This is a genomic window from Streptomyces sp. Da 82-17, from assembly GCF_046098215.1.
GTDB lineage: Bacteria > Actinomycetota > Actinomycetes > Streptomycetales > Streptomycetaceae > Streptomyces.
This window is the reverse complement of record NZ_JBJURH010000043.1, coordinates 1-12,976: the sequence shown is the minus strand read 5'-3', so window position 1 is coordinate 12,976 and position 12,976 is coordinate 1. Positions and strand designations below refer to the sequence as shown.

At 68.9% G+C, this 12,976-nt stretch carries 15 protein-coding genes and 1 tRNA gene; 4 read left to right on the top strand and 12 right to left on the bottom strand.

Going from position 1 to position 12,976, the window contains the following annotated elements:
• Together ACIDOF_RS37205 and ACIDOF_RS37200 are read left to right on the top strand one after the other, a co-directional pair.
• The coding region (locus ACIDOF_RS37205) for an FG-GAP repeat domain-containing protein (protein ID WP_409010696.1) at positions 1-1,347 on the top strand (1,347 nt) is incomplete at its 5' end.
• Between the two features lie 60 nt (positions 1,348-1,407).
• Complete coding sequence (locus tag ACIDOF_RS37200; RefSeq protein WP_409010695.1) at positions 1,408-2,403, top strand: Yip1 family protein; 996 nt, start codon at positions 1,408-1,410, stop codon at positions 2,401-2,403.
• 99 nt (positions 2,404-2,502) lie between these two features.
• Here the strand turns inward: ACIDOF_RS37200 and ACIDOF_RS37195 are convergent, their stop codons facing one another.
• Both ACIDOF_RS37195 and dcd read right to left on the bottom strand, forming a co-directional pair.
• The gene (locus ACIDOF_RS37195) at positions 2,503-3,009 is read right to left on the bottom strand and encodes a phosphoribosyltransferase (RefSeq protein WP_409010694.1); all 507 of its coding nucleotides are present in this window, start codon (positions 3,007-3,009) and stop codon (positions 2,503-2,505) included.
• A gap of 8 nt (positions 3,010-3,017) precedes the next feature.
• Positions 3,018-3,593, bottom strand: a complete 576-nt coding sequence (gene dcd, locus ACIDOF_RS37190) for a dCTP deaminase (protein WP_409010693.1) — start codon at positions 3,591-3,593, stop codon at positions 3,018-3,020.
• A 539-nt stretch (positions 3,594-4,132) separates the two neighbouring features.
• Between dcd and ACIDOF_RS37185 the strand changes: the two genes are divergently transcribed.
• Positions 4,133-4,206, top strand: a tRNA-Gly gene (locus tag ACIDOF_RS37185).
• 51 nt (positions 4,207-4,257) lie between these two features.
• Here the strand turns inward: ACIDOF_RS37185 and ACIDOF_RS37180 are convergent.
• From ACIDOF_RS37180 to ACIDOF_RS37135, 10 genes are all read right to left on the bottom strand, one after another.
• The gene (locus ACIDOF_RS37180) at positions 4,258-5,427 is read right to left on the bottom strand and encodes a tyrosine-type recombinase/integrase (RefSeq protein WP_409010692.1); all 1,170 of its coding nucleotides are present in this window, start codon (positions 5,425-5,427) and stop codon (positions 4,258-4,260) included.
• On the bottom strand, positions 5,427-5,639 hold the full coding sequence (locus ACIDOF_RS37175) for a helix-turn-helix domain-containing protein (protein WP_409010691.1): 213 nt from the start codon (positions 5,637-5,639) through the stop codon (positions 5,427-5,429). Before ACIDOF_RS37175 ends, ACIDOF_RS37180 begins: the two co-directional genes overlap by 1 nt.
• Entirely contained in the window at positions 5,632-7,038 is a 1,407-nt protein-coding gene (gene repSA / locus ACIDOF_RS37170) for a replication initiator protein RepSA (RefSeq protein ID WP_409010690.1), read from the bottom strand. The genes ACIDOF_RS37175 and repSA overlap by 8 nt, the downstream gene beginning before the upstream one ends.
• Positions 7,039-7,126: 88 nt before the next feature.
• On the bottom strand, positions 7,127-7,444 hold the full coding sequence (locus ACIDOF_RS37165) for a SpdD-like protein (RefSeq protein WP_409010689.1): 318 nt from the start codon (positions 7,442-7,444) through the stop codon (positions 7,127-7,129).
• A gap of 23 nt (positions 7,445-7,467) precedes the next feature.
• On the bottom strand, positions 7,468-7,623 hold the full coding sequence (locus ACIDOF_RS37160) for a hypothetical protein (RefSeq protein WP_409010688.1): 156 nt from the start codon (positions 7,621-7,623) through the stop codon (positions 7,468-7,470).
• 13 nt (positions 7,624-7,636) lie between these two features.
• Positions 7,637-7,825 carry a mobile element transfer protein gene (locus tag ACIDOF_RS37155; protein ID WP_409010687.1) on the bottom strand — a complete coding sequence of 63 codons (189 nt, stop codon included), beginning with the start codon at positions 7,823-7,825 and terminating at the stop codon, positions 7,637-7,639.
• 18 nt (positions 7,826-7,843) lie between these two features.
• Positions 7,844-8,506 carry a DUF2637 domain-containing protein gene (locus ACIDOF_RS37150; RefSeq protein WP_409010686.1) on the bottom strand — a complete coding sequence of 221 codons (663 nt, stop codon included), beginning with the start codon at positions 8,504-8,506 and terminating at the stop codon, positions 7,844-7,846.
• Positions 8,507-8,590: 84 nt separating this feature from the next.
• Entirely contained in the window at positions 8,591-9,946 is a 1,356-nt protein-coding gene (locus ACIDOF_RS37145) for an FtsK/SpoIIIE domain-containing protein (RefSeq protein ID WP_409010685.1), read from the bottom strand.
• Between the two features lie 3 nt (positions 9,947-9,949).
• Positions 9,950-10,312: a hypothetical protein gene (locus ACIDOF_RS37140; protein WP_409010684.1), complete on the bottom strand. Its 363-nt coding sequence runs from the start codon at positions 10,310-10,312 to the stop codon at positions 9,950-9,952.
• Positions 10,313-10,766: 454 nt separating this feature from the next.
• Positions 10,767-10,967, bottom strand: a complete 201-nt coding sequence (locus ACIDOF_RS37135) for a hypothetical protein (protein ID WP_409010683.1) — start codon at positions 10,965-10,967, stop codon at positions 10,767-10,769.
• Positions 10,968-11,087: 120 nt separating this feature from the next.
• On the opposite strand from ACIDOF_RS37135, the gene ACIDOF_RS37130 reads away from it, so the two are divergent.
• A partial coding sequence (locus ACIDOF_RS37130) for a helix-turn-helix domain-containing protein (RefSeq protein WP_409010682.1) occupies positions 11,088-12,976 on the top strand: 1,889 nt, incomplete at its 3' end.

Genomic DNA, 12,976 nt, shown 5'->3' with positions numbered 1-12,976 from the left:
CCCGCCTCCCCCCGCCCCACCGTCCCGCCCGCCGGCCGCCCCGACGCCTCCCCCGACCCGCTCGACCGGGCCGCCCTCAAGGACTTCAACGGCGACGGGTACGACGACCTCGCGCAGGTCGTCCTCTCCCGCAGCAAGGACGACGCGCGCATGCGCACCACCCTCGTCGTCGTCTACGGCTCCCCGTCCGGCCTCCGCCCCGAGACCGCCGTACGCGCCGCGGGCCGCGGAGAGGGGAACGCCGTCACCGCGCTGATCCGCGCCGACCTCGACAACGACGGCTTCACCGACCTCGTCGGCCACCGCGGCCCCGGCGGCGGGCGCGGCGAGGCGTTCGCGATGTACGGCGGCCCGCGCGGCCTCTCCGAGCCCCAAGTCCTCGACGTACCCGACCGGTTCACCCCGCGCGCCGCCGGCGACTTCGACGGCGACGGCAGCACCGACCTGCTGGACGGCGGCCTGGGCGGTGCGGGCGAGTCGGACTCGCCGTCCGTCCCCGTGCCCGGCCGGCTCCTCCTCGGCCCCCTCGACCGGTCCGGCCGCGCCGCCCGCCAACTCCCCCTGGACCTGGGGCAACACGGGTACACGAGCCCCTCGGGCCTGCTCACCGGCGACTTCGACGGGGACCGCCGCAGCGACCTGATCCTGACGTACGACTTCGACGCGGAGGAGGACGAGTCGGCGCCCGAGGACCTCGAATCCGTCGCGTACTACCGGGGCGGGCCCGACGGCCTGGTCCGCGGCCCCGCCCTGGAACCGCGGCTGGACGAGGCGATGGCCGACGTCGACGACGGGCTGCGCGGCGGCACCGTCGGCGACGTGGACGGCGACGGGCTCGACGACCTGGTGGCCATGGGCGAGAGCCCCGCCCGCGAGGGCCGCCTCACCGTGTTCCACGGCGCGCGTTCCGGCCTGGGCGGCGGCGCACCCGCGCAGGTCCTCACCGGCCGCGGCATGTACTGGGGCCTCGGCACGTCCGTGGGCGACGTCACCGGCGACGGCGACGCCGACCTCGTCACCGGCAGGCCCGGCTTCCGCCTCACCGACGTCGACCGCCTGTTCCTGCTGCCGCACCGCGCCGCCGGGTTCCGCGTCTCCGACGCCCAGACCGTCTCCGGCGACGCCCCGGGCCTGCCCGGCCGGCCCGCGCGCTTCGACTTCGAGGGCGCCGAGCTGCTCGACGTCAACGGGGACCGGCGCCAGGACGCGGTGGTGTTCTCCACGTACTGGAACAAGGGGCGCGGCGCGATCCTCGTCCTGCCCGGCACCCCGGCCGGCCTCGACCCGGAGCACGCCCAGCACATCCGGCCGGAGGAGGTGGGGGTGCCGCTGCGGTTGAAGGGGTGAGCGCCACCCCAAGAGATCCCGGAGAAGTCCCGGAGAAGCCCCGTCACTGCCCCTTAGGGGTTGTCACAGCTCGGCCGCAAACCGACCCCCGAACCGATCGCCGCCCCACACCACCCCCGCAGACCAGGTACGTTCGATTACGTGGCTGGATTCAGGATCGGACGCGGCCGGGACAACCGCTCCCAGGGCCCTCGCCCGCAACAACACCCGCAGCAGCAGCCGTACGGACAGCAACCCCCGTACGGCGGCCCGCCCGCGCCCCCGTACCCGCAGCAGCAGTGGCCCCAGGCGGGCGGCTCCGGGCAGGGCGGCTCCGCGCACGGCGGCGGTGCGCACGGCGAGCCCGAGTACTTCGGCGACCCGCGCCAGCACGCCCCGTACCCGCAGCAGGGCGCGCCGCACGACCCGTTCGCGGCGAACAACAACCCCGGGCACACCCAGGCCTTCTCCATCGGCGAGGACCCGTACAGCCAGGGGGACACCTACCGCGCCGGCGCCGCCCCCGTCCCGGCAGGTCCGCGGCTGCACTGGAAGGACCTGCTGCGCGGCATCGTCATGCAGCCGGGCCCCACGTTCCTGCAGATGCGCGACCACGCCATGTGGGCCCCCGCGCTGATCGTCACGTTCATCTACGGGCTGCTCGCGGTCTTCGGCTTCGACACGGCCCGCGAGGACGCGATCAACGCCACGCTCGCCACGAGCGTCCCGATCGTCCTCACCACCGGCGTGGCCATCGTGGTCAGCGCCCTGGTGCTCGGCGCGGTCACGCACACGCTGGCCCGCCAGCTCGGCGGTGACGGCGCCTGGCAGCCGACGGTCGGCCTGTCCATGCTGATCATGTCGATCACGGACGCGCCCCGACTGGTTTTCGCCATGTTCCTGGGCGGCGACGCCCCGCTGGTCCAGATCCTCGGCTGGGCGACGTGGGTCGCGGCGGGCGCCCTGTTCACGACGATGGTCAGCAAGTCCCACGACCTGGCCTGGCCGAAGGCCCTCGCGGCCTCGTCGATCCAGCTGCTCGCGCTGCTGTCGATCATCAAGCTGGGCACGTTCTAGATCGTTCTAGGTCTAGGAAGCAACGATGAAGGGGCCGGCGTGCACGCCGGCCCCTTCATCGTTCTCATTCTCCGTCTTTGTCGGTCTTTCTCCGTCCGCTCACGCGTCGAGAACCTGGCCCTCACGCTTCACGACGGGCGGTTCGACGCTCCACGGGAAATTGATCCAGTCGTCGGTGCGCTTCCACACGTACTCGCACTTCACGAGGGAATGCGACTTCTCGTAGATCACCGCGGAGCGGACCTCGGCGACGGTGTCGAGGCAGAAGTCGTGCACGAGCTTCAGGGTCTTGCCGGTGTCGGCGACGTCGTCGGCGATCAGGACCTTCTTGTTGCTGAAGTCGATCGCGTTCGGCACGGGCGCCAGCATCACGGGCATTTCCAGGGTCGTGCCGACCCCGGTGTAGAACTCCACATTCACCAGGTGGATGTTCTTGCAGTCGATCGCGTACGCGAGCCCGCCCGCCACGAACACCCCGCCGCGCGCGATGCTGAGCACGATGTCCGGCTGATACCCGTCATCGGCGATGGCCTGCGCGAGCTCGCGCACCGCCACTCCGAACTTCTCGTACGTCAGATTCTCGCGCACGCCGCCGACGTCACTCATACCGCTGCTCACACCTGCGTTCTGTGGAAGTTGAGATAGGAACGCGAAGCCGTCGGACCCCGCTGCCCCTGATAACGCGACCCGTATCGCTCGCTCCCGTAAGGGAATTCGGCCGGGGAGCTGAGCTTGAACATGCACAGCTGGCCGATCTTCATTCCCGGCCACAGCTTGATCGGCAGCGTGGCGAGATTGCTGAGTTCGAGCGTCACATGCCCGGAGAAACCGGGGTCGATGAACCCGGCGGTGGAATGCGTGACAAGCCCGAGCCGCCCGAGCGAACTCTTCCCCTCGAGCCGGCTGGCGAGATCATCGGGAAGCGTGATGACCTCGTACGTCGACGCGAGCACGAATTCACCGGGGTGCAGGATGAACGGCTCGTCGCCCTCCGGCTCCACCATCCGCGTCAGATCGGTCTGCTCGACGGCAGGGTCGATGTGCGGGTAGCGGTGGTTCTCGAACACCCGGAAGTAACGGTCGAGCCGCACGTCGATGCTCGAGGGCTGCACCATGGATTCGTCGTACGGGTCGATCCGCACCCGACCGGCATCGATCTCGGCCCGGATGTCCTTGTCTGAGAGAAGCACGTCCCGAGGATACGCAGAGCGCGCGGGCGCGCCCCAATCGGACGCCGCCCGCGCGCTCCGCACGAACCGGTTTCTCCGGATCGCTCCCTCTTGCCGCTACCTCTTGCCGCTACCTCTCGCGGCTACCTCTTGGCCGACCCGTCCACCACCGGCACCGCATGCCGCAACCGCGCACAACGCGGACAGCGGATCAGCCGTCCCGGCCCGATCCGCTCGGCGCCGAGCTGCTGCATCGGAAACGAAGCGGTGCTGAAGACGTGCCCTTCGGCACAACGGACGACGGTGCGCTCCATCAAGTCCTCGAGTCCCTTCCCCACGTGAGTCACTGGGTCGCTGACTGCAACGAAACCTCACATTACGGGATGAAAGGGACGCCCCTCCAGGCGGCACTCCGCACCGCCACGGTACGCCCCAACTCCCGCTCCCCGCAGCGAGTTCGGGCTCCGCCCGAGGCATGCGGAAGTGCCGGTGAATACACCGGAAGGCGAGGATGAGGTAGGGTGTCCACACGATGCGACAGGTCACGGCCTGGCATTTTTGCGGGTGTAGTTTAATGGTAGAACATGAGCTTCCCAAGCTCAGAGCGCGGGTTCGATTCCCGTCACCCGCTCCATGACAAACCCCCAGGTCATCGACCCGGGGGTTGTTTGTTGTCTAGACCGATCTAAGCGTCTCGTGCCCGTTGCGTGCCCGATGACTGCTCATCTGCCTTGCTGGCAGCCTTCGTTCGCGCGGCGCGGACACGATCATCGATGCCGTCGGCCACTTCCTGCTGCCGCTCCAGGTTGGAGTGCTGGTAGATCATCGCGGCCTTCTCGGAGGACTGTCCCGCGCGGACCATCGTGTCCTTGAGGGTCGCGCCGGACTGGGTGGAGAGGGTGTGCCCGGTGTGACGAAGGTCGTAGAACCGGAAGGTGCCCGGAAGGCCGGCCTTGGCTCGGGCCTTGCGCCACTTCCGGCCGAAGGTCGAGCGCCGGAACGGAGCACCCTTCTCCCCGACGAAGATCAGCCCGTCCGGCTTCTTCTCCGCGTACCAGGCCAGGTGCCGCTTCACGTCCTTCTCCATGAACGCGGGCAGCACGATGAACCGCTTCCCTGCACGGGACTTGGTGTCACCGGGGACACGGCGGCCGGTGTTCAACTCCGGCTCGGCACCGCGGATCCAGAGGCCGAGGGGTTCGAGACTGACGTCCGAACGGCGGAGAGCGGCTTGCTCTTCGGGGCGGGCCGGACCGTACGCGCCGATGTAGACCATGAGGCGCCAGCGCGGGCCGAGCAGGTCGGCGAGGGCGTCGACCTGGGCGACGGTCGCGGTCGGGCGTTCATCGGGGTTCTCTTGTCCAGCACCCTTGATCCGGCAGGGGTTTCGACGGATCAGCTCGTCATCGACGGCCGTCTCCAAGATGGCCTTGAGTAGGCGGTAGCACTTGGCGACCGTGCTGTCTGCGCCCGTGGTGTCTAGACGCTCTGTGCGCCAGGCGCGGACGATGGGCGGAGTGATCTCGTCCAGGTCCAGGTCCTCGAAGGTGGGCAGGATGTGCAGCCGCAGGTTGCGGCGGTACAGCTCCTCGGTGGTCGGGGAGAGTCGCCGGTCCTTGATCCAACGGAGCGCGTACTCCTCGAAGTTGACCGCGCCGGCATCTGGGTCCACCCAGTCGCCACGACGGACTTCGGACTGACGCTCCGCGAGCCAGTCGTCCGCTTCGCCCTTGGTCGCGAAGGTGTGGGGCGCCGGGCGGTCGATTCCGTCGGGGCCCAAGTAGCGGGCTTGGTAACGCCCGGAGGCTAGCTTCCGGATGCGACCGAAACGGCGCTTCTTGCCCTTCCCCGCCATCAGGCAGCCCTCCCATAGCGCGAGCGGCGACGGCGTACGGGCTCCACGGTGTGGCTCTCGATGTAGTCCCGTACGGCGCTTTCGGGGATACGGACGTGGCGACCGACCTTCACGTACTTGATGCGGCGTTCCTCGATCAGGCGGCGAGGGAAGCGCACCGATGTGCCGAGTACCTCGGCGACTTGGGCGACGCTCAGGTACCGGTCATTCATGGTGGTGCGCTCCTTCCGGGGCGAGTTGGTCGTGCAGGGCTTCGCGGGCGGTGTCTCGGTTGAGTTGGAGGCCGCGGGCGATCGATGCAGCGAGGGCGGATTCGCCGGGGGTGTGGCCGTGGCCGGCGTACTGCCAGTCGGTGAGTACGAGGACCGTGTCCGGCTCGCGGTCCTCCAGGCCGAGGGCCTCGGTCTCCTGGGCGGACCGGTAGTCGGCGCGTGCCTGGCGGAGGGCGCCCAGGGTGGTGGAGTACCGGCGGGACTTGGAGGAGAAGTGCCCCCGGAAGCCGAGCATGTGAGCCCAGGCCCAGAGGCGCCGGTCCGGGTAGAGACGGTCCAGGTCGCGGCATGCGGTGATGAGGCGGCGGGTGTGGTCGGGGATGTCGTGGCGGTCGAGTTCGGCGAGTTCGCCGATGCGGCGGTCGAGGGTGCCGGTGTTCTCGGCGGCCTTGGTGGAGTACTTGGCGACGTACGAGGCCACGGCCTGTTCCGTGATGTCGGAGCCGTCGCCGAAGGCCTTCACCGGCCGGACGTCGAGCTGGGTGCCCCAGCGGAAGGAGCGGGCAGGCTGGTCCTCGGCGGCCGGGACGGAGACGGACGTGTAGGAGTGCGCTGCAGCTGCCCGGATCGCGTCGGTGAGGAGTTCGGCCGTGGCCCAGGCGGGCGGCGGCGTACCGGGCCCCTCCGGGCCGTCGAGTCGAATAACCGCGTGAAAGTGCAGGGCACCGCGCTTCTGGAACTCGGCGACCTTGCCGTACGAGACGCGCAGGCGGTCGGCGAGTTCGCGGCGCGTGAGGCCGGCGCGGGCGGCGAGTTCGCGGCGCAGGCGGGTGGTGAAGCGCTGCCAGAGCTGTCCGGCGTGGTTGTTGAACAGGACGGCGCCCGCGTAGTCGTACGTGTCCGGGTCGAGGGCCGTGCCCAATTCCGGGGCGTCCGTGGCGTGTTGGGTGCCGCAGCGGCAGGTGCCACGATCGGGCCTGTTGTGCACCGGGCCGAAGGATGGAGCGGTGAGGGTGGCGAAGACACGGGGGTGGTCGCGGACGGCCGTGGGGACTTCGCGGCGGTCGTCTCCGGCGAGGCCCGCGCGGATGAGGTGGTAGGTGTCGCCCGCGTAGGTCCAGGCACAGGAGGGGCAGCGAGAGGCGCGGCGGTTGCCGCAGGCGAGGCGGAGGCGTCCGCCGGGTTCGTTGGCGGTGGTGTAGTGGTGCAGGGTCTCGCCGGTGGTCTTGTCCTTGTGGAGGGTCCAGCCGGTGAGGTGGATGGGGTCGGAGCAGCCGCCGGTACGGCGGATCTGGTCCTCCCAGCGCGTGTAGTCGGAGGCCGAGGCGACGCGAAGGAGGTCGCCGAGGGTGGTCGGGTCGAGGGGCGGGGCAGGTGCGTGCGAGGCGCGATGCGCCATGCTGGTTTCTTCCTTCCGGTTGCGAGATCGGACGGGACGGCTCCCGGGCGGCGGATGCTTGGCGGTATCGAGGCCGCCCGGGGGCCGGTCAGCGTCGCTTGGCGTCGGCGGTGACGAGCGAGCGGATCACCAAGGCGGAGACGGCGACCGACGCGCCGGTGACCGCGACCGCCAGGAGCATGGAGACCAGTACGGCGCCAACGACCAGCACCACGGCCGTACCGCCGCCGACGAGGGCGAGGGCGGTGCCGGGGGTGAGCTGCACTGCTGGCCGGGACGGCGTGGGAGCCGCAGGAACAGGGGCCGGAACCTGCGCCCTCGTCGCGACGGTGGTCGGCTCCACGATGGCGGGCGGCGTGACGTGACCGGTGGGCGCGGAATTGGTCGGGATCTTCGGGCGGAACATCGGCGTTCTCCTTTCGGGGCGCGTTACTTGATGAAGCCGTCGACGACGGAGGCGAGCACGCTGTCAGCGAGGAGGAAGCCGCCGAGGAGGATCACGGCGATCAGCCACCAGGGCGGGCGGATGAGCTTGACGCCGAGGTAGCCGACGACGAGCAGTGCGAGCCAGAGCGGAACGTCCATCGGGGTCGGTCTCCTAGCTGACGCGGCAGCGGTGGGTACGGGCGGCGAGCTGTGCGGCGGACTGGCTGGAGTAGTCAGCGGACCAGCCGCATCGGTCGTTGGTGCACACGGCGGCGTGCTTGGTGCGGCCACGGCGGTCGCGGTGGGTGCCGATCTGTACGGGGCCTATGCGCATCACGGAGTGGAAGAAGTCGCGGGCCATGGCGGATCTCCTTGCGTGTCAGGCGAGTTGGGCGGCGATCGCGTCGGCCATCGGAGCCGGGACGCCGAGGCGGGCGCGGAGGGTGTCGGTGTCGATCTGGTTGCCGGAACGGGCGTGGTGGTCGTCGGCGACCTTGCGGGCGTGGTCGACCAGCGCGGCCGGGACGGGCAGGGCTGTGGGCGGCGCCGGGATGTTCCCCGTCTCCGGGAGGGCGACGGGCTCAGCAGCGGCGTGCGGTTCACGCTCCGCTGTGGGCGCCGAGTCCGGGACCGAAGACGAGACTGGTGCGGCAGGCGCCGGCGGAGCCGAGGCCGGGCCCGCGGGCGAGTGGGCGAGAAGAGTCCCGCCCATGAAGGCCAGAGCAGGCCAGGCAGCGACGAGAATGCGCAGCCAGCTCGGAACGTCGTCCAGGTCGAGCAGCCCGGCGGTAGCCACATTGGCGCCGAGCGAGGCGACGAGGGCGATGACGAACCAGCACCAGGCCAGCCGGGACGGCCCATCGGTACGCAGCCGTCGCCAGGCGGCGACCAGGAGCAAGTCCACCGAGACCGGATAGGCCCAGGCCTTCCAGCCTGTCTGCCCGGCAGCGGCGGCAAGGTCGTGGAGGTGGGCGAAGGACAGCGCCCCTGCAATGACGGCTTGGACAAGGACGGCGTCGACGCGGAACGCGGGGCGGGTCATCACGGCTCCTTCCTGTGATCAGGCATGGCGGGGGTAGGGACTTGGCACGTGGAGTGGTCGCGCCGACCGTGGAGGGAAGGTGAGTCAGGCCGTGGCGGGGGCTGACTTGGACAGCCGTACGCGAGCCGTCGACAGCGGGGCGACCACCGGCCGGAAGGGCGCGAGCGCGGCCACTTCGGGGGTGCGGTCGGCGTACTTGTTGCAGGTGTTCACGGCCTGGCGCAGCGAGGTGTGCGGGGCGCGGATCCGATGCCAACCACCGCTGGAATCCCCGGCGATGGCGACGCCGCGCGTCTCGGCGGGAATCTGGATGGCCGCCAGAACGGCATCCGGGGCGATGTCGCCGAAGGCCATGTTCGCGGACGTCTCGTCATTGACGCGGTGCGCGGTACGGCCGGTGAGCTGGGCGCGCAGCATGGTGATGCCCTTGCCGAGTTCGGAGCCGAAGCGCTGCCCGCAGATCTCCAGGTAGACGCCGGCCGCGCGGCCGAGCTGGGCGAGACGAACCAGCGCGGTAATGATCCGATCGCGACGCTTCTCTTCGTCCTTGCTGGCGAAGAGAGCAAGTTCGGCGACTTCGTCGACCAGGACGACGACCGGCACGGGCCGCAGTTCCTCGGGCAGGTCCCAGATGTCGGCGGCGATCTCTGCATCCGGTATGCCGACGCTGATCCGCTGCTCGGCGCGGATGAGCTCGTAGACCTCTTGCATGTGGGACACCAGCGCTTCCAGCAACTCCAGCGCGGTGTCAGGGTTGTCGGCGAGTGCGGAGAACCGTCGGGCCAGCGGGAACAGCTCGACCCCTTGCTTGCAGTCGATCCCGACGAGGGCGACGTGGTGCGGAGCGAGCCCTGCGACGAGGTTGCGTTGGTAGACGGACTTGCCGGACTCCGTGGCACCGAGCGTCAGGCCGTGCGGGACGGTGCGGTAGTCGCGGTAGTGGACCGAGCCGTCCTCCCGCAGCGCGACCGGAACCCGCATCGGTCGGGTGTCGGCGGCGGCCGGCATCTGCACCCGCTTGAGTACGTCGTAGCCGGTCATCCGGATCTCGACCACGCCGGAGCGCAGTTCGCGGGAGGTCACGCCGTACATCCCGAAGGAGTGGCGCAGCCGGTCCGAGGCGGCGGAGACGTCGAAGGCGTCTTGTCCTGGGCGGAGTTTGATCCTCAGGACCAGGCCGGTACGGGTGGGCCGCAGCCGCAGGATGCGCGGTACGCGGGATTCCGGAGCCGGGCGGTTGGCCACCCGGGCCACCATCAGCCGCCAGCGCGCGGGCGGGACCGTAAGCCCGCAGGCCTCCATGACCGAGCTGTAGCGGACCAGGACCCGCACAGCGGCCAACGTGACCCCGATGGTCAGCCAGTACCAGGCGGGGCGCCGCCACCGCAGGAAACCCGCAGCAGCGACGACCACCAGAAGTAAGACCGTCTGCCAGGTCATGGCTCAGGCCGCCTTCGAGTCCGAGCCCGTGGCCATGGCTGCAAGCGAGGTGACGGCGACGGCACGGAAGGCGATGCCGTGCCGCTTCTGGCCGTTGAACTCGTTCTCCCACGGCCGGGCGATCAGCCCCGTGAGCGCGGCCGGGGTGCCCATGGCCAGGTCACCGGAGACGCCGGTCTCCGGGACGGTGACGGACAGGATCTCGACCTCGTTGTTGGCCGCGAACATCACGTCCACGGTCATCAGCGTCGCGCCGGTCTCGGCGTCGGTGGCGATCTCACCGGTACGGCGGTCACGAACCTTGGGCTGCGGAGCCTTGGCCACCATCACGGTCGCGGCGGAGGTGTCGACGGGGATCTGACGCACAGCGGATCACTCCTCTATAGATGCTGAGCTTCGCCACTCATGTACATGAGTTACATCAAGAAGAGTGCACCACTCCTGTACATGAGTCAACCCGCCGCGACATCCAAGTCACGACGGGCTGTGGGGAGTTGGGGTTGCGAAGCCCTTTAAGGTGCCCGTGAGCTGCGCGACGGCCGACCAAGGCGCCCCGATCACCGCGAAGTGCGTGAAGACCCGCCGCCCACCGATAACACGCGGGATACACAACGTGCAGCTTCATCGGAGCCCTGACCCCACGCCCCGTCGCTACATGCCCACCGGGCCCCGCCCCGCAACCGAGCGGCAGGGCCCCGATGGCATTTGTAGACGGAGGCCCAGCCGGGACGGGTCGGCAAGGCAACTGGGCAAGCTGCCCAACTTTCAGCCCTCACAGTCAAATCCACACAAATCAAACAAACCAGAATCAAACACTCATCTAGGAGAGAACCTGAGTGAGAGCGCCGGTCAGGGCGGATGCAAGGGTGAGCACCGCAGCAAACGTGGCGGCGGCTCGCATGAGGGCAGCAGGGTAGGTAGCGCCGTCCAGACGGGCAAGCTTGCCCGCGCCGACAGCGATAAGCAGTGCGAGGACCGTGACCAGAGCGGCGGTAAGCAGAATAGCGGCAAGGCCGGACACGACAAGTTCCTTAGCGATGGCGGGCTGTTGACCTGAACGAAGATCTCGGAATCTGTGTTCGCTGTGGTGCGGCTGGACGAAAATGAACACCGGCGAACACACCGAGTCAGGAGTGAGTAAGTGCACGATGAGCCCAGGGAGCGCGACGCTGCACTTGCCGATCTGCGCAGGTTACTGACGGACGCGCTGGCCAGCGCCCGAATGACCAAGACACAGCTTGCTGCCCAATCGAAGCTCAGCCGCACGACCGTGCAACAGGCATTCCAGACCGACTCTTCTGCCCCCTCGGCCGAGACAGTCGTGGCTCTGGCCCACGTGCTGAACCTGCCGATGGAGAAGCTGCTGGATCTGCGGCGCACTGCCGCTGGAGAAACAGGAGTCACCCCGGGGCAATGCAAGGGGCCAGGAAAGCCTGTTCATGAGTGGAATCCTCACGACTTGGAGGTCCACCCCGCTGAACCCACTCTCAACGAGTACCCGTCCGGAGCCGCGCTGGGCCCCATCCTTCCCGGCTACGTTCCGCGAGACCACGATCAGATCCTCACTGATGCGGTGCGGGATGCTGCACAGGGTCACAGTCAGATGGTGGTCCTGGTTGGAGCATCCTCGACCGGCAAGACCAGAGCCTGCTGGGAAGCCGTGCAGCTGCTCGCGAAACAGGGATGGCGGCTGTGGCATCCCTTCGACCCGACCAGGGCCCAAGCCGCGCTCGCTGAGCTTAAACAAGTGCAGCCGCGCACGGTGGTGTGGCTGAACGAAGCCCAACACTACCTCGGTGATCCCCGAGTAGGTGAGGAAATCGCAGCCGCCATACACAGCTTGCTCATTCATCCCGAGCGCAGGCCAGTCCTGGTCCTGGGCACCCTCTGGCCGGAGTACGACGACGAGTACACAGCTCTGCCCTCGCCGGGGAAATCGGACCCGCACAGCCGGGTGCGAGAGCTTCTCGCTGGACGGACCCATACAGTCCCTGATGCCTTCGATAAAGAAGCGCTACGCAAAGCAGCCGCTCTCGCACAGGGCGGAGACTGGCTGCTGGCCAACGCTCTCACCCGGACCCGCGCGAACGGGCGGGTGACCCAAGACCTCGCGGGCGTACCCGAACTGTTGCGTCGCTATGAGCGCGGCACTCCGCCCGCCAGAGCCGTGCTTGAGGCAGCGATGGACGCACGCCGCCTCGGTGTCGGTCTCCATCTGCCACAGAGCTTCCTCATCGAAGCCACGATCGACTACTTGAGCGACCACGATTACGACGAGCTCGCCGAGGATTGGGCAGAGTCGGCTTTCGCCGAGCTTGCCCGCCCCACCCACGGCAGGCAGGCACCCCTGCGGCGCACCAAGGCCCGCCCTCAGCGACGCCGGCCCGGCAGCCCGACAGGAGTTGCTACATCTGCCCCGGCAACGGGGCCGGTGTTCCGCCTAGCGGACTATCTCGAACAACACGGCCGTGCTACCCGCCAGGCGTTGTGCCCGCCTGCCTCGTTTTGGCACGCCGCCTACACCCACCTCACTGACCTCGACGAACTCACGGAACTCGCCGAGGAAGCTGAGTCCCGGTGTCGCTTCCAATGGGCGAACCACCTCCTCCACCGGGCCGCCGATGCAGGCAATGCCTCCGCCCTGGGCAAACTGGCGTATATGCGCGAGGAGGCTGGCGACCACGACGGCGCTGAAGAGCTGGCCCGGCAGGCCGCCGAAGCAGGCAACCCCTACCCCTTGCTCGATTTGACGCGGATGCGTAAGGAAGACAGCAGAAGTAACGAGGCGCTGGCTCGGCAGGCTGCTGACGCGGGCAATAGCTACGCTCTGCTCGACCTGGCACGCATGCGTAAGAAGGCTGGCGACCAGAAGGGTGCCGCAGCGTTCTACTACGAGGCTGCCAACGCAGGCCACGTCACCGCCCTAGTAGAACTGGCGGAGATGAGAGAGGAAGACGGGGACCGTGACGCCGCTGAGGCGCTGGCCAGGTCGGTTGCTCACGCAGGTGATACCCATGGCCTGGTCGCGCT